Genomic DNA, 19,548 nt, shown 5'->3' with positions numbered 1-19,548 from the left:
GTTTTTTTAGAAGTTAGCGATTAGTGAGTTTTTTCAAACTCATCAACTTCACGCTCTGCTTCTTCTTTAGATTTACCATACTGCTGTTGGATTTTACCAACTAGCTCTGTACGGCTACCTTCAATTTTGTCTAAATCGTCGTTGGTAAGATCGCCCCATTTTTGTTGAGCCTTACCTTTAAGTTCGTTCCAATTACCTTTCATACGATCGCTGTTCATAAGTTTCTCCTTACTTAGATTTAATTAACGTTCAGTATAAAAGGAGCAAGGCGTGTACCAATAAGTTAAATTTTTATTTTGCATTTATAATCATGGTGTTATGTTTTTATTGAGGCAGTAATGATTAATGTTGTGAAAACATCCTTAAAAAATGTACAGAGCGGTCTGTAATTATTTCTGATTATGTAACCCTTTATTAAATCCCTTATAACCACATAGCTTTAGCGGCGCGTTTATTTTTGGTTTTTGTTACAATGCACGCAAAGCAATTTTGGGTAAATAGCAGTGCTGCCGGTTCAAGACATATATCAACAACTCGTTACTACATTACAAAGTAATCCTATTACGTTATTACAAGCGCCGCCTGGTGCGGGTAAATCTACGTGGTTGCCGCTGCAGCTTATGCGCGATGGGCATTTTAAACGTATTGTAATGCTAGAGCCTCGCCGAATAGCTGCACGTAATATTGCCAGCTACCTAGCAAAGTGCCAAAACGAGAGTGTTGGGCAAAGTGTGGGCTTGCGGATTAGAGGCGAGAGTAAAGTAAGCGCTAATACGCGCCTCGAAATAGTCACCGAAGGCATGCTAACGCGCATACTGCAAAACGACCCCGAATTAAGCGATGTTGATTTACTGATATTTGATGAATTTCATGAACGTTCAATTGCAGCAGATACCTCACTTGCCTTTGCGCTTGAAACCCAAAGTGCGCTACGTGAAGATTTAACCATTATGCTTATGTCGGCAACGCTTGATACAGAGCGTTACACTGCGTTTTTTGACTGCCCTGTAATTCAATCAAGCGGTCGCAGCTATCCAATAGACGAAGTATACATACCCATAAAAGATGAAAGTCGCTGGCTTGATGCAATTCCTAACATAATAAAACAAGCACTTAATGAGCAAACAGGCAGCGCATTGGTATTTTTACCTGGGCAGTTTGAGATACTACGCGTGCAACAAGCACTGAGCGATTTACCCAGTAACTGCCAAGTTACAACGCTATTTGGCGAGCAAGATAAGGCCAATCAGCAAGCTGCTATTGCTCCTGCACCAAACGGCATGCGCAAAGTAGTGCTTACCACTAATGTAGCCGAAACCAGTTTAACTATTGAAGGTATACGCATTGTAATTGACAGCGGCAAGCGCCGTGCAGCCACCTTTAATTTAAAAACAGGGGTTACAGAGCTCACAACACAAAGTATATCACGCTCCTCTGCTGTGCAGCGTGCAGGACGTGCAGGGCGAATAGAGCCTGGTATTGTTTATCGAATTGGCTCAAAGCAAACCTTTGAGCGACGTAATAGCCACGACAATCCCGAAATACTCACATCAGACATAAGCCAGCTTATGCTTGAGGCAAAGCAATGGGGAGCCAGTATTGATGAGCTAACCTTGCTCGATAAGCCCACTGAGCAACAATGCGAGCAAGCAAGTAACCTGCTTAACATGCTAGAAGCTATTGATAGCAAAGGTAAGCTCACACCGCTTGGCAGTAAAATGTTAGGTTTTGGTGCTGATATTCGTTTGGCGCATATGCTATTAAAAGCACAAATACTTGATGACCAACTCTCTGGTATTTTTAGGCTCGCTATTTATTTAGTGGCATTACTTGAGAGCCGAGTAAATAGTGCAAACGAGTTGAGTTTAGCGCTACATAGCCAACAGCAACGTCCGCATCCGGTATTTAAACAACAGTTAAAGTATTGGCAAAGCCGCTTAAAAGTAAAAGACGAAAACAGCGAATTAAATACGCATTATATAAGTTTGCTGGTGGCATTGGCATACCCCGATCGTATTGCTAAAAAACGTGGTAATGGTTATTTACTTGCCAATGGTGCTGGTGCTGAGTTAAATGCCGATTACTGGCACAACGACGATTACTTAGCCATAGCAACCATGGGCGGGCACAAAGGCGGGCGTATATTTGCAGCCACCGCGCTTAACCCATTTGAGTTACAAGAATTTTTACCGCATTTATTTAGTGAACTTACTCGTTGTGAGTTTGATGAAAAATCAGCGCGCTTTATTCACCAAGATGAAGTAAAGCTCGGGGCTATAACGCTCAGCAGCCAGCCTAGTAAACAAAAACTAGATAAGAGCGAGCGTGCTAAAGCGTGGCTCAGCTTATTTGCTAAACACGGTTTTGCATTATTTAACGAGCAACCTGATGCGCAACAATTGCTGATACGTATGAGCTTAGCAAGTAATTTAATGCCCGATAAATTTCCGCAAATAAATGAGCAACAACTTATTCAAAATGCAGCGCAGTGGCTAGGTGTGTTTTTAGAAGATATTAAAACGCTCACGCAGCTTAAAAAGTTTAACTACTTTGAAGCATTACAAAACTGTTTTGATTGGCAACAACAAACCGCGTTAAAAGCATTGTTACCACTGCGCTTAACGGTACCAAGTGGCTCAAATATAAAAATAGAATACCAGCTTGATGGCCCCGCAAAGCTAAGCGTGCGTATGCAAGAGGTTTACGGCTTGACCAGTACGCCTATGCTTGCCAACGGTAAGCTGCCACTGCTTATGGAGTTGCTATCGCCAGGTAAACGCTCATTGCAACTTACTCAAGATTTAGCCCACTTTTGGGCTAGCAGTTACCGCGATGTGCAAAAGGAAATGAAAGGCCGCTACCCTAAGCTTGTGTGCTAAGATCGATATTGACGCCTTGTGTGTTAAAACATAAGGTTGACACATAGGTAGTAAATTAAAAAGAGTGCTTCTTTAGAGAGCAGCTCCAGTTGTTGAGCGGAGATAGTTTTATTTACCCGTTGTGGGTTTCTGAGTCACTCGCTAACTTCCTTTTGAGAATAACCATAATAGTAAGGCTACATAAATGGAGCTTAGCAAATTCGATAGGGTTACTGTGATTACTCATATCAGAGACTCATATGCAGAAATAAGCACAAATCCAGTAGATAAATCTTCCTCAGTTGTATTGTGTCATGATGGTGTTACCAAGTACTTTGCAACACCTTGTGTCGCCTTTAATGAAAACCATGATGTGTATTTGTTTCCATTTACTTTTGAAAAAGATGGCACACCTTGGGAAGATGCAAACCATTTCTTATTCGAATCCGCTCGAAATAACAAACCAGGTTACAGAACAGATACTGCGCTGAAAGAGAAAGCTAGTATGTTATTGGATTATAAAATTTTCTGTGAGCAGCGAAAAATTGACTTACTGAAGTTTATTGGAAGAAAACCTAAACGCCCGACCTATATTTATTTCTTCGATTTGTTGAAAAAGGTTAATGATGGCGAGTTAGCTCGAACATCTCTAAATAAAAAGACAAAAGTTGTCTATGATTTTTATGAATTTATATCCTCTAAGCCAAACTCGAATATTGATTTACGAAAAGTTGACACTGTTGAGTCTGTCACAAGGTTCTTCCAAAACTCATACGGGCATAGTTATTCAAAAAAAATAGTAAAGAGAGGACAGAGTTTGGCTGTAAGTAGCTCTGCAAGCCCTATACCTATAGGCTATGTTCGTGAATCTAGTGAAGACTTACGACCACTTTTGAAGCCTGAGCTAAATGAGTTACTATTACTTCTAAATACAAAAGAGTTTTCTGTGGATGAACGGTTAATGCATTTCATTGCCCTGCAAACAGGAGCTAGAAAGCAAACAATCTTAACAATAAGAATGAAGCATTTAAATCTGTTTAAAGAAGAGAGTGTTTTAAAAGATAGAACTTTCAAAGTACATGCAGGGCCTGGAACGAGTATAGATACTAAATTTGATAAGCCACAGGTTCTCTATTTCCCAGAACAATTAGCGAATCAACTCCTCACCTACTCAAAATCTACAAAAGCTAAACAACGACGAGATAAATTTATTGCTAAGAATGGCAGCATTCTGAGTGATGATGATATGTATTTGTTCTTATCACCTCAAGGTGAACCACACTACATGGCAAAGTCAGATCCTCGCTATAAAATAACTAAAAGTAAACCGCAAGGACGAAATACTTATTATATGAAATTAAAGTGGAAAAAGTTTGCTGGTTCTAACTATCCAAGAAACTATTCATTCCATTGGCTAAGAGCAACCTATGCATATTACTACTACCAAAGATTACAACCTCTCGCTGCTAAAGGGGTTCTAACGAATGGAGATATTATATCTATGGTTCAAAAGCGCTTACACCACGCCAGTCGTGAAGTGACAGAGTCTTACCTTCGACTATTTGACATGGTTGTTGATTCTAGAGTTGCCGCACAATCTATTTATGAACAGCAAGTTTTTGGCTTATATGATTTAGAGATGGATGCTTACAATGAATAGTTATGTCGTAAGAGACACTATTATTGTTACGAAAACGGAGCTGTTCGAAAATGAGTATCTACATCCTGAAAAGTTAAGACTTTCACTATCGGGTAAAAAACACCCTCTTGATCTAGGCCATATAGCCTATTTAAATTATAGATTTTGCACTTCATCCGCTGCACACAAAGATATGCCGTTTCTTGTTGATGAATCTAGTCTCTCAAAACACAGAATTGATTTTATCAGAAATCTTATTGAGTATGTAGTTACAAGAGGGTTCAGGGATTCTAGTATTCGCACTGTTATACAAAAGACTCGAGCTGGACTGGCTGTATTGGAAGACTATGGTTATAAGGCCAGTTTCTTACGAGACTTTGAAAGCACTAAGCAAGCTTACAATGCTATTTCCCTTGAGTTGAATCATAAAGTACGGTCTGTTGATATTGACTTTACTCCACGTGATGCTGAATTAAAGCAAATCGCATTATCATTTCTTATTTTTATTCACTACGGTAAGCCAGCACAGTCACATATAGTAAATAACATTGTAAAATTTAGTGGCAAAGCAAGCAAAACTCAGCCTCGGGAGATACAAGACCTTCAAACAGCCTTTAATACTTATAAAAGTATAGCGTTATGTTTAACTGAATTTTTAATTGAAAAGTCAGAATTTCCATGTCGTTTGAAAATGCCAAATTACATCACTTACTTATTCCCGTATGCAAGTCATCGGGTTACACCTTACACATACCGACCATCTAATATATACAACCATGTTGAAGGCCGATTAAGTACGTTAGATGAGAAGTATAAACTCTCCTCAACTCAAAATAAGTCAAGTATCAAGAGTGATTACGCTCGAAGTGTTAAAAGGTTCAACGAAGCAAACTCTAATCCAAGGTGTAAGCCTCGACGAGCTTTTGCTTGTACCGCAATGCAAGCATATCAAGTACTTTTTATTATGTTGTCAGGAGCTTATCCTGATGAAATAGCTCAGATAGAATTTGACGGTAAGATGGAAATAAATAAGTCTTTAACTAATAAAGGGTATCGGATCATTAAATTTAGAGCTGCAGGTAAAGTTGTTCAATATGAAATTGCATCAGGCGCTGTGAGCATTTTTAAACGATACCTAAAACTACGTGAGTGGCTTTTGAGAGGTAAAAAGGTAAAAACTCTTTTTTTGGAATGAAGGTAAAATCGTGGGAACCAACTGTTATATCTGAGACTGCCCTTAGGAAATTTCAGCGTGAAAAAATGATTGGTGTTTTTATGCCTAGCCACTTTAAACCTATTACTGCAAGAGAAGTACGTAAATCAAAAAGTCTGTTCCTACACGAACACCCTGATATTGAGAAAGATACAGTTGCAAATGTACTCGGGCATTCCCAATCGACTAATGAAAAAACTTATATGGAAGTGTCACCTGAAAAGTCAAATTCCGAGTTATCATTATTTTGGGACGCTGCTAATGAAGCTGCAATGCACGTTTCAAGTGGTAGCAACACGGATAAAAAAACTGCGTCGGGGCATTGTGGAAAGTATTTGCAACCCGAAGTAGCTATCCCTCATCCACCAATTAAACCTAATTGTAGAACCCAATATGGGTGTTTATTTTGCTCTCATTATATCTGTCATGCTGATGATAAAGAAGATTCCCATAAGCTTGTTAGCTTGCAGTACATTGTTGATGGTGTTTTAAGAGCTAGCCTCGAAAGAGAAAAGGCAAAAGAGCTTTTTGAAAAGCTGTCTGTTAGGGTTAGGAGCATTCTACATCAGATCAACATAAAATCTGAGCAGGGGGAAAAAATGTCAAAGAGTGTATTGAGCTTGTTTATCATCGTGGAGAGTTAACACCATATTGGGAAAGCCGTTTACAGCGATATGAACAATTAGGCTTAATTTTCATTGACAGTGCTGATGGGGCTATTGAATAACATGAAAAAAACAAAAAACTATACAAACCCACAATTTTTATCCTTGCTCTCGGATGAAAACACTTTATTTACACAAGACTGTAATCCAGATGAGCTTAGTTTTGATAATGGGGTCACTATTCCTAACGACTTTGTGTTATGTCGCAATGCAAAAGGTGCAGTAACTGCCATTTTTTCTGGGCTAACATGGGACTTTACGCCCTACAGACTATCGACCAAAGGGACGTGTTCAATTTTTGGGGAAAACTAGCTGTTAGTGGTGATGATAAGTTTGATAAAAGCACGCTTATAGAGGTGAAAAAGATATATGTTCTTCTAATGTTTTTGGCTAAAAATGGTAAAGCAGGTCCACTTTCAGTAACTACGTTGAAAAGTTATGCGAGTGAGTTGTTCTCAATAGTTGAATTCGTAGTGAAATTACAAAAAAATAGGATGCTGGGGAAGATCAGCGTTCAGGACATATTATCAAACAAGAGCTATCTTGCGCATTATGCAAAAACGTTGACGAAGAAAAATAAGCAGCGTTTGCATGCATTACTAATGCAGTTGAAAACAATCGGTGAGGAAAATATTGGTTTTGATGTTGTTTATGATAAAGGCTTACACGAAACAATACCGTATAAGCAGCATCCTATTATTCCGACTAGAATCTATCTTGAACTTATTAATCATTTAACAGATGAAAGACAGTATATTCATAAAAATATTGAAAAATTAGGTCGGTTTATACGTGAATTTAAAGATCCCCACTACGGTATAAATAGAAAAGAGCAGAAAAAGCAGGCTAAACTAAATAATGTAAAAAATTTTACTTGTCGTGCCACGTTTCCTGAGGCGGTGGCAAGGTATAAAATGAAAGATGTGTTTAAACATTTTGATGTTGAAATCAGAAGCCGGGCTTCACTTGTAATGCTGATAGGGGTTATCCAGTATAAAATGAAGTTTCTCATCCATTTATATACTGGCATGAGAAATGATGAAGTTAACAGGTTGCCGTATCAGTGTGTGCACGAAGAGGTTTTGCAAGCTGAAAAGCTAGGTGAAAATGGAGAATCTTTAGCTGCATCCGAACTTATCCATGTACTCTCTACGACAACTAAGTTCACAGGGTATCGCAAAGAAGAGTCTTGGCTAGCGCACAACTCTGTAGTAAATGCTGTTTCATCGCTTCAAACTATTGTTAGGGCTTATTCTGATATAGTGGGCGGGACGCCTGATAGTTACCCTTTACTTATTAGTACGGTTAAAATTTTTATGAAAAATCATTTTGATACTGATAGGTCTGAGGTTATCTCTTTTAAACCTCGCCACTATACTTTCCTTTCAAATCCTGAATTTCTAATAACAGAAGACGATTTCGAAGTCTTGCAGGCTAGTGACCCTGACCGAAGCTTTGCGAAAGAAAAGAAATTTAGCATAGGTATGCCATGGCCCCTTACTTCACATCAATCGAGAAGATCTCTGGCTTTTTATGCGCTGAATAGCGGTTTTGTGTCGTTGCCAACGCTTGCAAAACAATTTAAACACCTCAGTCAGGAAATGAGTAGGTATTACAGTCGCAATTTTGAGAATGTGAAAACAATTTTTGGTCATTACGATGTAAAAACTAAGAAGTATGTTTTGCCCTTAAACCATATTGCTTTAGAAGTGCAAGTAGGAATGTCATTGGAAACTGCAGAAGCCATTTTGAACGATCTCATGAATGAAGATACTGAGCTACACGGAAAAACAGGTGGTTACTTAGAAAGACAAAGAAGCAGGCTTAACACTGGTGAGGTACTTGTTGAAGAATTGAAGAGTGAAACAGTAAAAAAGGTAAATAATGGTGAGTTTAATTACAGAAAAACATTGCTAGGAGGATGCACTAACGATGATATTTGTGAATGTTCAATTTTAGGAGAGTTTGCTGATTGTTTAACTAGTTCATGCGCGGTTATTAAGTTTGAAAACGTTGATAAATTGATAATCTCAACAACAAAAGAACTATCGTCCTATCATCCAGACTCGGTTGAGTACTTAGCCACTAAGGAAGAATTAGATGAATTGGTCAGATATAAAAATAATAAGAAAAGTTTGATCAAATCTTAGATAAAGTTAATTAAGCAAGGAGTAATACCATGGCTTTAAAAGATTGTTATGAAGCATTTGAGCGACTTAAGGTAGGAAAAGGTACAAAGGATGGTTGTATAGGTCTTGCTCCAGAGTTAATTACTCCTGCGAGAGTATCCATTGAAGCTGGACATGACGCAGGTTATCTGAAGAAAAGTCGTAAACAACACACCGGCCTTATCAGTGCAATTTTGGCTTATCAACATAAAAACACCTCAACAACACTGTCCAAAGCAGAGACTAAAAGGCGCTCAGTTCAAAGAATTAGTAGGATAGAAACTGAGTTAAAACTTACAAAAAAACGACTAGAGGATTCTTTAGCAAGAGAGCTAAAATTGGTTGCTAAAATTCGAGAGCTTGAAGAAGACTTGTATAAGCAATCTAACGTCGCCCGCCTCAACGTCTAGTTTGGGTTTAAACCACTAATATTAATCTTTCAAGACCAGTATAAAAATAATCTGATGGATGGTTTGTGAATTGTCATTACTGTAAAGTGGCTATCAGATAATATTGGATTGTGTTTGGTATTTAAATGGATGTATCAGGTTTCTTAACATATTTTGCCGTTTTAGCGGCCCTTTTAGCGTTATCATCAGAAGAAAAAAATTAGAGATAGCGATTAAGCTTAAATTTAAAAGGTGGGTTGTTAGTTGCATAATTTTTTTATTTTTGTCTTTGTACTTCTTATTTTATGATGTATTAGCAGTATCCGGGTTGTTACTGCCTTATTCATGGATACCTGGTTTTGATAGTAACTCAACATTATTGTTACTATGCATCTTTGTTAGTATAGTTTTTTACTTTTTTATATTTAATGGGGCAGTCAGTAGTGGAAAAGTATCGCAATTACTTGATGCTTTAGCTGAGGTTAATCAAAGTGATAAAAAATTAGAACATATAGAGTATGTATTAAACAAAAATATCAATGTAATAAAATTACAAACCACCAAAAAGAAGTTGTTGGAAATAGTCATAGATAAATTGACTACAGATAAAATAAGGAAGAAACAAAACCCATTCAATGAGTTTTCAGGTGAAATTGTAACACTTGATGTAAAAGAGGCTGCTGTTTTTCGTTTCATAATTGAACCACTGACTCCGTATTTAATTAATCAGCCAAATACAATAAGAGAGACTATAAGAACAAAGCTAATGACTTCAAAAATGAAGTCTTATCTTTTTATTAATAATCCTTCTTTAGCGTTAGATTTACTATTTTTAATAAGAGAGCCTTTAACTGTCGCAGACATTGAGAAGTTAACTGACGAAAATTCAAAGTTTAGATTTGAATCAGATACCTATTTCGTTGATCATTATTCTTACAACAGTATTGCTGATTTTTCGATACTTTTATCCAAAGCTATTGGTAATGTTGAATATTTGGGTAGTAGTAACTTTTTCGAAAGTTTAGAACAATATAACAATATTCATTTGAATAAAGAAAAGTGCAAGCTACTTGAACGTCATGACGATCTTCAGGATGATACTTTTATCAAAAATTCATTTTTTAATTTTTATTTAAATTGTATCAAATGCTCATCATTGGAAATTATAAGAAATAAACAATCTTATCCATCGAAGTTTCCTACTTGGCATCTTACAGAATTACTTCAGAACTTAGTAATTATCAGTAATGAGGAAGTTGATAAAGATTGCGAATTTGGTTCAAGAGCAGGTTACTATATCTGGGAGTCTTTAAACTACCAAACGATTGTCTATAAAGAGGCACTGAGACTAGAAGAAACTGATAAATACAATGCAACTTTTGAGTCACTTGGCCATTCTTTTTACTATATCTTAAAAAATTCTAAATCTCGTAAAATTAGAGTTACTGCTTTTGAAATGTTGGCGAGTGTATATTTTAAAAACCATGCCCAAGGAGAATTGTTAGAAGCAGCATTACATGGCATATATGGTAATGGTGTGAAGTCAGCTTTGATTGATGCTAAATATCTAAATGATTTATTACCTTACAAAGGAGATAATATTTACTGCTGTATGCTTTCTAGAAATTTAACTGATAAGCTTTTATCATAAAATTCTGCATAAATATCATGAAATCGTTAGACCAAAACTTTTAAAGTTGGTGTATGCTAAAACTCCATTTGGGTCTTTAGCAAGCAGTTTTTGTTGGCGTAGAAAATCATTCCAATTTTAGCAAGAAGTTTGCCGAAGCTAAGATATACTAATATTATTAGTCCATTAGACCTAATCTATTGGGTGAAACAACAAACTTATTCAAAGTCAGGTTATTGCTCATAACCATTTGTCAGATAAATATAAACAGATTCTTCAAGAACTGTAAGGTCAGAGGGGAGCTACTACACTTATGATAATCACACTCATTCATAATAGGAATATCGAAAGAGAGCATATAGTAGGTCAGAAGTAATTTTTATTAATATCAAATTACTATCAATAAAACCTCATAATTGAACTTCTTCTAGTTTTATGCTGAAAAACCCTGTTCAAGCCCACGAATAGTCCGTTTAATTAGCTCACGTCCACGTATAGTATTTATAACAGAAAAAGGTTTATGGCCATCAAATTGGATATGTGGTGTGCTTAACCAATAATTCCATCTATTTACGTTATAAAAATAAGAAACACCAAATAATGATAGTTTTGCTAGCTCCAACATGCTCTGAGTTGTCGATAGGTTAAAAGGTTTATTACTCTTTTGATGGCGCTCTATTGCCTTAACACTAATCCCTGTTGCTTCAGCAAGTAAAGTAACGTTCCAGTGCAAGCTTTGTCTAAATAGTATTGCGTCATTAAACATTACGCCAGAACTAATAATTTCCATTTCATCCAGCGGATTAGAACTATAGGTTATTTTTCCGCCTGTCACTATTTTTATGAAATCGATATAGGAATCAGCCTTCTTCAAATTGCACTTATTCATAGTAAATACCATCAATTATTAAATAATACATAGACTTTTGCGTCGGCGGTACTAAGTTAAATAGTTACTTTAATTCGCTAAAACCTAGAGCTAAAGTCTCTTGCTTGAAGCGTCCAAATATATTAACTACCTGTTCGTAAGATTTAGTTAAAAAGTGTGATTCATTTTGCTCTTTAATATTTGAATTGCTAGATATGTCATTGTCAGCCTCAAAATCTGTTATATGGATTAAATGTTTAGTTTTTTTATCACATAAAGAAACTTTGTTTAAAGTAATCGCTGTTACATCATTCATGATGGGTGATTTCATCTTATCAAATTTAACAACATCAGCCTCAAAAGGGACGTCTTGTTTAACACGGTAAGCATATTCTAAGAGCTTCGGTTGTGCAGGCATATACAAAACAGCATTTTGATTTTTTGAAGAGGTAACTCTAAGGATTCGACCTAATATTTGTCTGAAATGCATTTCTGTTTTGATATTAGTTAAATGACAGCATACTTGTAACCTCGGTATGTTTGTACCTTCGCTAATCATACCTACCGAAACAATCCATTTGCTGGAACTATGTCTGAATCGTTGAATAATTTCAGTAGGTTCACTTTCTCGATAGGTAACAACACTACACTCTTCATTAAGGTATGATTTAAGTAGGTTTGCGATATTATTTGCGTGTTCAACTGAACTGGCGACAATTAAACCTGCAGCACTTGGAGAAGATGAGCGAATATAGCTTAACTTTTTTTGCGCAGACAAAAGTATATATTTAATAACCTCCTCATTTTCTATGACGCTTTGGTAAGACACCGCAGACTCAGAGAGTAAGCTTTTGAAACTATGAAATCTTTTTGTTTCTTCATCTCCAACAATCGAAATATTGCTATTATCAATTGCTACTATTTTAGGGATTCGGCAAACATCGTCTTGAATGGCCTCTGCAAGACCGTAGACATAATCACACGAAATCTTATTGCTAGGATATAAATAATTTGAAAGAGTAATTGGCGCAGTATCAGATCGCCAAGGTGTTCCGGTTAACGCCAATGTATAAGTAGCTTTGTCTTTGATGTTTCGTATTATTTGTTCACCCCAAGCGTTAGCATTTTCGATATTTGAGCCTGCACAATGATGAATTTCATCAAAAATAACAAATACACGAAATCGAGAAAATAATTGCCAAAATGTCTTATCTAAGTACTGCAAGCTTTGATAAGTTAGTGAGCTTCCTTTAGCACCCAATAGTCCATCAAAGCGTTCTTTGGTTATTGTTTGTAGGCTCTCACAAAAATCATTTGCGACGATAGATGCAGGAGAAAAACATATAACCAAATCAATACGGCCATCGCTTAACATTTTGTTTGCTAATTCAGAGGCCATAACGGTTTTACCCGCACCAGGAGTAGCCAAAGCTAAAAAATGTTTTTGCCCACCTAAGTATTTATTAAGTGCTAGATTTATACATTCAGATTGCCAAACTCTTAACTTCATGTGTTTTGCTGTTTCTCTTGGTTAATTAAGCTTTCTATGGCTTTAATTTTTCCTAAAATTTTAGTGTTATTATCTCTAGCTTGGTTGTACTTACTTTGTATTTCAGTGACTAATTCTGGGAATTCGTCGTAGAGCTCCTTGTAAGCTTCCGTCTCTCCGAGGTTTAACAATAACTCGGCTTTATAATGGTTTAACTTTGTTGTTAATGATTTTTTATTTCGTCGCAGAGTTTTATCTGTTGATAATTATCAGTGGCATACACGATTAGCTTTTGAACATCAAACAGCTCAGTTTTAATAAAGCGGGTGCCTTTTCTCTTATTAGATAATTGTTTCCTCAACCACCCTTTGTTGACAAGCTTTAGAAGCTCAGCATACAACTTCCGACGAATTATTACAGGGTCTAAAAAAGGATCTTTACTGATAGCGATATAAGCTGATCTGACATCACTTGTTGTAAAGTTATTAAAGTTGGGAGCTTTAATTATTTGAACTACCAAATTGTCTATTTTCAAAAGAAATTCCAAACTACGTTAACCAAAAACCGACTGCTCCGCTAGCGGAGCAATTCTAGGCCTTTTATCTGTGACAATCAAGCTCCGCTAGCGGAGCAGGTCGGAACATGAATATTATTGGTAAGAACGTGAAAGTAATTAGGGAGAAGCTTGGCTGGACACAAGAACAACTTGTAGCAAAGTGTAACCTTATTGATTGGCAAATTAGCAGGAGTACTTTAGCTAAAGTTGAGGCTAATGTTAGGAGGGTGACAGATATTGAAGTTCTGAAATTATCGATAGCACTAAATGTTTCTGTTAATGATTTGTTTGATATTTCGTGAATTTTTGATAGAAATTTGATGTATGCCAACAATAAAGTTTGAAACCTTAGGCGACAACTAGCTTGAGAAATGCCGTTTGGAAATTAAAAGAGGATAGGTAGCTTTGAGTATTTAAACTGACAGCGAAAACCAGTCATTAGCTAAGTAATGAAAGCTTTCCCTTTTTCACATGGATAAAGAACCTACAGTAAGCATAATATTTATAGCTGGCGATAAGTTACACTATTTGCTAATAATAGAAGCTCATAAATAAGGACATTTTCGCGTAAAAATAGGGAAAGTGTACTCTGATAAAACTGTTAGCACTACAAGGAGGTGTCAAGCGTGCCTGAAAGATTAGAACTTACAAAAAATGCTCAATTCTATGTGCCTAAAAACTCCATTGATGATTCAATCATAAATGATATTCTCGGTGCTGCTGTGGAAAATATGGATACTGGTACTCAGTTTGTTGTTGACCTTTTTAGATCTGATAAGAGAGTTGAAGAGTCAGAATTGGAATACAAGTGCTCAGTTAAAGTATTTCCCTCTGTTAGACCTGTATATTTTATTAATGAAGCTCTCGAAGATAGGGTATACGCATTTATTATATTGATTGAGTATCAGAACTATTTAGCAATCTTTAAAAAAAGTTGCGCAAATATATCTGAATTAATAAAAGAGCATTTTACATTAGTTGATAGTAGAGATTTAACCAGCACATTTGGCGATAACGATGTTGAATTTCAAAAAATTGCGTTGAGAAATATGACTATTTCAGATAGGGCAATGAGAGCTAGGTCTTATGAGGCTGCAGACTTAAAAGGACTTCTTTCGACTCACTCTGCAGGAAGATCGATTCCATTTTACTTAAAGTTACGTCAAGGTGCTATTACAAAAAGTATTTCTGGGACCGGTCGATTAATTGAGTCTTCTCAGAGAAAGTCTCTCGACGAGATAGCTGTTTGGGTGAAGGAGCAAGTCGAGCTTATTGAAAGCCCTTCGAGCGATAATAATTTCCTTGATTCATTTGCCAAGAAAGTAGAATTAAGCGATGTTCTAAGTGCATGTGAGCCTAATGCGATTTTAGTTGAAAGTACTCCTCTACAGGAAAGAATTGAGCGAGATGGACTGATTTTAAAATATAAGACAGCTAGATCTGGAAATGTAGTTATTTCTTCGCGGGTAAAGAATAAGCTATTTGCTGCTCTTGAAAAAGTATATGAGCTTGATTCAGATTGTAAGGTAATTGGAAAAGAAGCCTGTACACGTCTTAGAAAGAATGAAAAAAGCTTAACATTAACGTCGAAAGCACTGACAAAATTTCGAGTGATTGAAAATGGAAAGGAAGTAACCCTACAGAAATTTATTGTGAAAAATGGTTACTACAGTGTCACGTTTACTGATCCAAAATACATGTACTTTATGGGAGCTTGTTTTGAGGATTCATCAGGGGTTTCAGAGATAAATAGCATATTAGAGATAATGCATCCTAAAGCTGAAATGCCTACCGTAATCTCTGAAAAAGGTAGTTTTACTAGTACCAGTACGGCATTTGAGAGTGACTCTATGTTTGCTGTGGTTGAAAACATACATCAAAATGATGACTACATACTATGTGATGATTTAGGCATTGAATGGGCGGATCACATTACATTTAATCGTGCAGACTCTAACATAAGTTTTATACATTCAAAGCATGGCAGTCCTAGCACCTCTGCAAGTAACCTTCATGATGTGGTTGGTCAAGGAATAAAAAATCTTGGAAATATGTACTTTACCAAAGAGAAAATGCTCGAGAGAATAAATGATAAGTTCTCGGGTATGTATATAAATAGTAGGCACGAAACAAGTATAGCTAGAGTTAGAAAAGGAAATCCAGCACTAGCTGAAGATTATCTAGAGGGGTTATTAAAAGATTACAAACTTCATAGGAAGTGCATTCTAAGCTGTTCTTTTCTATCAAAGTCAGCTGTGATAACTGAATTTTCTAAGATTCAGCGTGGTGAGCCTGTCCGAGGGCATATTATTCAATTGCTCTGGATTATTTCATCATTTGCTCATGCTGTTAGAGATATGAATGCGATTCCAATAATTTATTGTGCAGATTGATAGTTCTAACAAGCCACTGCACGCTGAGTTTTACTCGCTTTGCTCCCTAAATATAGGCGAGAGGGCGTTAGCTTTCTTTTAAGTTTTGGAGTAATAAATTGGAATTGGATATTAAATCTTTAGTTTTATGGGGTTTTTTAGGGATAGCTGTTGGTGGTGGTGCATATGGTGCTTATGTGAAATTTTTCGGTAAAACAGTAAAAACGCAAGGACAGTCTTACATATCAGTAATTGAGTGTACTGTTTTACAAAACTCTAATAACAAAACAGAAATAAATGAGTTTCTTAAAAAGTATGAGGAAAGCAAAATAGATATTAAAAAATCTGATGCGGTAATGACAGGGGTAAACGCTATCATTAGTCAAAATGCTCAGCCAAAGGCTGCAGGAATGGGAGTTCCACTATCTATGTGCATTGAAATTTTAGAAAAAAAGTTACAAAACTAGAAAGCTAACAAGTGATTAATGTTCTCCCACCGTCCGCTATTGGCTTTGAACGAATATCGGATGGACGCACTAACACTTTTTTGGACAAAAGTAAGTGAGCTTACTTGAATCCGTGGACTAAAAAACATACTTTGAGTGAAAAAAAATTTCCAAGAACTCATTTCATTTCTTGAGAAGTACATTCGAAATTTATTTTCTAGCCCAAGGGGTTATGCCAATTTAGAGATGTTGTATGCTAACATCCATTAAAAAGTATAAATCACTTTTAGTTGGTATAGGTCATATGGCAGATAATCCACTCGCAGAAGCTCAGCGTGAATCCGCTGGAGCAAGCACATTTGGTAAGTATAACTTCCAGTTTCATTGGGCTTTATGTGAAATCATTGAAAAACATAAACAGCAAAAAGAATATGCATTGCTGATTGAGCATCATGAAGATGTAGTTATTGCTGATAGCTTGAATGTTTCTAGTGCGACTTTTGAGTTCTATCAGGTTAAAAATCAAATAGCCAAATTTACACCTGCAAGCTTAACCAAACGGAAAAAAGGTGATAAAGGAACACTAAAAGGTTCTGTACTTGGAAAATTACTAGAATCCTGTGTTAACACACCGTACGAAGATAAAATTACAAAAATTGGTTTAGTTTCCTCTAGTGGTTTTAGTTTAAAGCTTGATAAAGGCGTAGAGCTGGATGTGATTAAAACTGGCGATATCGATGAGGATGAATTGTCTACCTTAACTCAGAAAATTCAGACTGAGTTAGGAATTACCGTATTACCCGAGCATCTTCAATTCATAATTCCTGATATCAAGCTTGAGAATCAAGAGGATTACGTCCTAGGTAATTTTGCCAAGCTAGTTCACTCGCTTTTTCCAAATTCTCAGTGTAATGCTGTCGATATATACCGAGCAGTAATTGATGAAATGGGGCGCTTAGGGCGGATAAAATATGACTATAAAGACTGGGGCCGACTCATCGAGAAAAAAGCACTTACATCTACTAATGTACATGACGTGATTGTTCGACACTCTAGTTACCCAGGGGTTCAAGCTTTAAAAAGTGAATTTGATGACATTATCAATGAACTAGATTGTAACGCTAGAAAAAAGCGAACACTCAAACGTAGCTTTGGAGATTTGGCTCTGCGCAGAGCTGGCTTTATGAGTGCGTTAGATATAAAAACCACAACTCTTTTCAAGTCATCTTACAATAAAGTCGATGAAAGCAACTATGCTGATGATGTTTTACACATAACAGCACTAGAGCAACAAGCAATAGCTGATGGTTTAGATAAAGCAGTTGGCTCTTCTGATGAGATGTTGCTTGAAGTGATCTACTGCTTATTAAAGGCTTAATGATGAAAACAGAAAAAAATTACAAACTATTGATTAGAAATCTTAGGGAACACAAAAATGAAAGGCTTGCAATTTCAACGTCTAGTTCTACTGTCCGATTCGAAAAGAACGGCGAATCAGTTCACGTTTCCGAAGAGGTTCAATCTCGTTACAGGAAGCGACAATAGTGTTGGTAAGTCTACGTTAGTTAAAAATCTATTTTGGGCTCTTGGCTGTGACCCTCATTTTGATAAGGATTGGAAGTCCAACGATGTTAAAACAATTCTGTACTTTACGGTAAATAAAAATAAATACATTGCAAGCCGCTATGCTGATGGTATTTACTTTGGGTCAGAAGGCTCACCATTAAATAAGTATTCGAAAATTACAGGTCAATTCGCTGAAGACTTTTCTAAAGTTGTAGGTTTTGACTTATTGCTGACCAATAGAAATGAAGGTATAGATTGTCCCCCACCAGCTTACTATTTCCTACCGTTTTATATAGATCAGAAAAAAGCTGGGATGAGCCTTGGAATGGTTTTGAAGGGCTCGGGCAATACGCTCGATTCAAACCAAACCTAATAAAATATTTCAGTGGTTACTTGCCTAAAGAGCACTTTGACCTTGAAGAAGAGATCTTTGAACAAAAAGCCATTCAAGAAGAAGCTAATCAACAAGTAGTTCGGATAACAGAAGCAATAGAGCTTCTTAAAGAAGTTGCTCCAGAGCAAACCGTTGCAATTACTCCTGAAGAGTTTCAAAGCATTCAACGTGAAATAGAAGAAGAATTGGCTAGCTTCTCATATAGTCAATCAAACCTGTACGAGCTGCAATCTACATTAGCTAATGAGATCCATGAATTAGAACAGCAACACTTAATCGCTAGTACCTCAGCCAGAGAATTGAATGAGGACTACATATTTGCTGTCGAAAACATTCCATCAGACTCTCTTGAATGCCCTCTATGTGGTATAGAGCATGATAATTCTCTGTTAAGCCGAGCAGGACTTTTAGCTGATAAAGAAAGTATTGAGCAACAAGCAGACAAGATAAAATCTCTACTTGGGATTAAGTACCAAGAACGCAACGCTCTCAACCAAGAGATTAGTTTTATTACTGCTGAAATTGAGCGTATAAACGAAAAATACTTAAAAGAAGATTCTGGGGAACAACAAGAGAAACTTGAACAAGCAATTTATTCTATTTCACAATACAAGGTTAATCAAAATGTCTCGCATAAAAAAGAAAGCTTTCAGCTGCAGTTAAAGCAAGCGGACGACCAACAAAAGGAAATGAGGAAGGAGCAAAGAAAGCTGATTAACAAGGCTACTCGTGATGAACTGAATGAGCTTTTTATGGGCAATTTAGTTGAATCCATCAATTCATTGTCTGCCACGGGTGTAAACCTTGATGGCGTTAAAGCACCAATGGATTACAAAAAAATCCTAGGAGGTGGTGCAGCTGAAGGAACTCGGGGAACACTTGCTTATCAACTTGCCGTTCTTCGCCAAATTGAACATGCTAATCCATGTCAAATAGCCCCTTTCGTTATTGACACTCCTAATCAACAGGAGCAAGCCAAGCATCGATATGATCAAGTTATGGGCGTTCTTAAGGAAAACATCCCTAAAGCCTACCAAGTCATTTTATGTGCAATGGATAACCCGGCTTTAGATAGCTATAAGCAAGATGCTCATGTTATTAAGTTGGACAATAACCGCCTGTTGCAACATAAACCTTATGCACAACTACGTGCTGAGTATGAGCAAGTAGTCTTAAACAACACTTAAAAACAAGCTTAAGGTAAATTTTCTTTGTAGGATCATTACCTAACACACTTTGGGGCAGAAATAGTTATACCTCGCTAAAAAAATGAATAACCCACTAGTATTATTATA

General features: G+C 36.6%; 19 protein-coding genes. 14 read left to right on the top strand and 5 right to left on the bottom strand.

The genetic code is table 11. The features are described from left to right. Positions 1-20: 20 nt before the first annotated feature. Complete coding sequence (locus P4S71_RS22085) at positions 21-218, bottom strand: CsbD family protein (protein WP_008132353.1); 198 nt, start codon at positions 216-218, stop codon at positions 21-23. A gap of 285 nt (positions 219-503) precedes the next feature. Here P4S71_RS22085 and hrpB point away from each other — a divergent pair, with 285 nt between their 5' ends. From hrpB to P4S71_RS22045, 8 genes are all read left to right on the top strand, one after another. Beyond that, positions 504-2,879, top strand: coding sequence for an ATP-dependent helicase HrpB (gene hrpB / locus P4S71_RS22080; RefSeq protein ID WP_337151532.1), 2,376 nt, complete (start codon positions 504-506; stop codon positions 2,877-2,879). Positions 2,880-3,063: 184 nt separating this feature from the next. After that, positions 3,064-4,518 (top strand): site-specific integrase, encoded by a 1,455-nt coding sequence (locus P4S71_RS22075; RefSeq protein ID WP_337151531.1) that lies wholly within the window; start codon positions 3,064-3,066, stop codon positions 4,516-4,518. After that, on the top strand, positions 4,511-5,692 hold the full coding sequence (locus P4S71_RS22070; RefSeq protein ID WP_337151530.1) for a hypothetical protein: 1,182 nt from the start codon (positions 4,511-4,513) through the stop codon (positions 5,690-5,692). Before P4S71_RS22075 ends, P4S71_RS22070 begins: the two co-directional genes overlap by 8 nt. 65 nt (positions 5,693-5,757) lie before the next feature. Then, entirely contained in the window at positions 5,758-6,354 is a 597-nt protein-coding gene (locus P4S71_RS22065) for a hypothetical protein (protein WP_337151529.1), read from the top strand. Positions 6,355-6,438: 84 nt separating this feature from the next. Continuing rightward, on the top strand, positions 6,439-6,687 hold the full coding sequence (locus P4S71_RS22060; RefSeq protein ID WP_337151528.1) for a hypothetical protein: 249 nt from the start codon (positions 6,439-6,441) through the stop codon (positions 6,685-6,687). Then, positions 6,663-8,525: a hypothetical protein gene (locus tag P4S71_RS22055; RefSeq protein WP_337151527.1), complete on the top strand. Its 1,863-nt coding sequence runs from the start codon at positions 6,663-6,665 to the stop codon at positions 8,523-8,525. The genes P4S71_RS22060 and P4S71_RS22055 overlap by 25 nt, the downstream gene beginning before the upstream one ends. A 29-nt stretch (positions 8,526-8,554) precedes the next feature. After that, the gene (locus tag P4S71_RS22050) at positions 8,555-8,953 is read left to right on the top strand and encodes a hypothetical protein (RefSeq protein ID WP_076920000.1); all 399 of its coding nucleotides are present in this window, start codon (positions 8,555-8,557) and stop codon (positions 8,951-8,953) included. 307 nt (positions 8,954-9,260) lie between these two features. After that, positions 9,261-10,583, top strand: a complete 1,323-nt coding sequence (locus P4S71_RS22045; protein ID WP_337151526.1) for a hypothetical protein — start codon at positions 9,261-9,263, stop codon at positions 10,581-10,583. A 412-nt stretch (positions 10,584-10,995) separates the two neighbouring features. Here P4S71_RS22045 and P4S71_RS22040 read toward each other — a convergent pair whose 3' ends face one another. The 4 genes from P4S71_RS22040 to P4S71_RS22025 all read right to left on the bottom strand — a co-directional run bounded on the left by P4S71_RS22040 (position 10,996) and on the right by P4S71_RS22025 (position 13,454). After that, on the bottom strand, positions 10,996-11,451 hold the full coding sequence (locus P4S71_RS22040) for an antitoxin Xre/MbcA/ParS toxin-binding domain-containing protein (protein WP_337151525.1): 456 nt from the start codon (positions 11,449-11,451) through the stop codon (positions 10,996-10,998). Between the two features lie 64 nt (positions 11,452-11,515). Then, on the bottom strand, positions 11,516-12,940 hold the full coding sequence (locus P4S71_RS22035) for a DEAD/DEAH box helicase (protein ID WP_337151524.1): 1,425 nt from the start codon (positions 12,938-12,940) through the stop codon (positions 11,516-11,518). Continuing rightward, positions 12,937-13,110 (bottom strand): hypothetical protein, encoded by a 174-nt coding sequence (locus P4S71_RS22030; RefSeq protein ID WP_337151523.1) that lies wholly within the window; start codon positions 13,108-13,110, stop codon positions 12,937-12,939. The genes P4S71_RS22035 and P4S71_RS22030 overlap by 4 nt, the downstream gene beginning before the upstream one ends. A 32-nt stretch (positions 13,111-13,142) precedes the next feature. Beyond that, positions 13,143-13,454, bottom strand: a complete 312-nt coding sequence (locus P4S71_RS22025; RefSeq protein ID WP_337151522.1) for a hypothetical protein — start codon at positions 13,452-13,454, stop codon at positions 13,143-13,145. 107 nt (positions 13,455-13,561) lie between these two features. Between P4S71_RS22025 and P4S71_RS22020 the strand changes: the two genes are divergently transcribed. The 6 genes from P4S71_RS22020 to P4S71_RS21995 all read left to right on the top strand — a co-directional run bounded on the left by P4S71_RS22020 (position 13,562) and on the right by P4S71_RS21995 (position 19,440). Continuing rightward, positions 13,562-13,777, top strand: a complete 216-nt coding sequence (locus P4S71_RS22020) for a helix-turn-helix domain-containing protein (RefSeq protein ID WP_076920003.1) — start codon at positions 13,562-13,564, stop codon at positions 13,775-13,777. 324 nt (positions 13,778-14,101) lie between these two features. Beyond that, positions 14,102-15,868, top strand: a complete 1,767-nt coding sequence (locus P4S71_RS22015) for a hypothetical protein (protein WP_337151521.1) — start codon at positions 14,102-14,104, stop codon at positions 15,866-15,868. Positions 15,869-15,966: 98 nt separating this feature from the next. Continuing rightward, positions 15,967-16,314: a hypothetical protein gene (locus P4S71_RS22010; RefSeq protein WP_337151520.1), complete on the top strand. Its 348-nt coding sequence runs from the start codon at positions 15,967-15,969 to the stop codon at positions 16,312-16,314. A gap of 232 nt (positions 16,315-16,546) precedes the next feature. Beyond that, on the top strand, positions 16,547-17,671 hold the full coding sequence (locus P4S71_RS22005) for a DUF4297 domain-containing protein (RefSeq protein WP_337151519.1): 1,125 nt from the start codon (positions 16,547-16,549) through the stop codon (positions 17,669-17,671). Between the two features lie 57 nt (positions 17,672-17,728). Further along, positions 17,729-18,232 carry a hypothetical protein gene (locus P4S71_RS22000; RefSeq protein ID WP_337151518.1) on the top strand — a complete coding sequence of 168 codons (504 nt, stop codon included), beginning with the start codon at positions 17,729-17,731 and terminating at the stop codon, positions 18,230-18,232. Then, positions 18,115-19,440 (top strand): hypothetical protein, encoded by a 1,326-nt coding sequence (locus P4S71_RS21995; RefSeq protein ID WP_337151517.1) that lies wholly within the window; start codon positions 18,115-18,117, stop codon positions 19,438-19,440. The genes P4S71_RS22000 and P4S71_RS21995 overlap by 118 nt, the downstream gene beginning before the upstream one ends. The last annotated feature ends 108 nt before the right edge of the window (positions 19,441-19,548 follow it).

Source organism: Pseudoalteromonas sp. B62 (genome assembly GCF_037162565.1).
In the GTDB taxonomy this organism is placed as follows: Bacteria; Pseudomonadota; Gammaproteobacteria; order Enterobacterales; family Alteromonadaceae; genus Pseudoalteromonas; species Pseudoalteromonas fuliginea.
The sequence above is the reverse complement of the archived record's forward strand: the minus strand, read 5'-3'. Positions and strand labels throughout refer to the sequence as shown.

Excerpts from the sequence above, each read along its gene's own strand:
- P4S71_RS22085 (WP_008132353.1), bottom strand. The coding sequence starts at position 218 with ATGAACAGCGATCGTATGAAAGGTAATTGGAACGAACTTAAAGGTAAG.
- P4S71_RS22075 (WP_337151531.1), top strand. The coding sequence starts at position 3,064 with ATGGAGCTTAGCAAATTCGATAGGGTTACTGTGATTACTCATATCAGA.
- P4S71_RS22070 (WP_337151530.1), top strand. The coding sequence starts at position 4,511 with ATGAATAGTTATGTCGTAAGAGACACTATTATTGTTACGAAAACGGAG.
- P4S71_RS22065 (WP_337151529.1), top strand. The coding sequence starts at position 5,758 with ATGATTGGTGTTTTTATGCCTAGCCACTTTAAACCTATTACTGCAAGA.
- P4S71_RS22060 (WP_337151528.1), top strand. The coding sequence starts at position 6,439 with ATGAAAAAAACAAAAAACTATACAAACCCACAATTTTTATCCTTGCTC.
- P4S71_RS22050 (WP_076920000.1), top strand. The coding sequence starts at position 8,555 with ATGGCTTTAAAAGATTGTTATGAAGCATTTGAGCGACTTAAGGTAGGA.
- P4S71_RS22040 (WP_337151525.1), bottom strand. The coding sequence starts at position 11,451 with ATGAATAAGTGCAATTTGAAGAAGGCTGATTCCTATATCGATTTCATA.
- P4S71_RS22035 (WP_337151524.1), bottom strand. The coding sequence starts at position 12,940 with ATGAAGTTAAGAGTTTGGCAATCTGAATGTATAAATCTAGCACTTAAT.
- P4S71_RS22020 (WP_076920003.1), top strand. The coding sequence starts at position 13,562 with ATGAATATTATTGGTAAGAACGTGAAAGTAATTAGGGAGAAGCTTGGC.
- P4S71_RS22005 (WP_337151519.1), top strand. The coding sequence starts at position 16,547 with ATGCTAACATCCATTAAAAAGTATAAATCACTTTTAGTTGGTATAGGT.
- P4S71_RS22000 (WP_337151518.1), top strand. The coding sequence starts at position 17,729 with ATGAAAGGCTTGCAATTTCAACGTCTAGTTCTACTGTCCGATTCGAAA.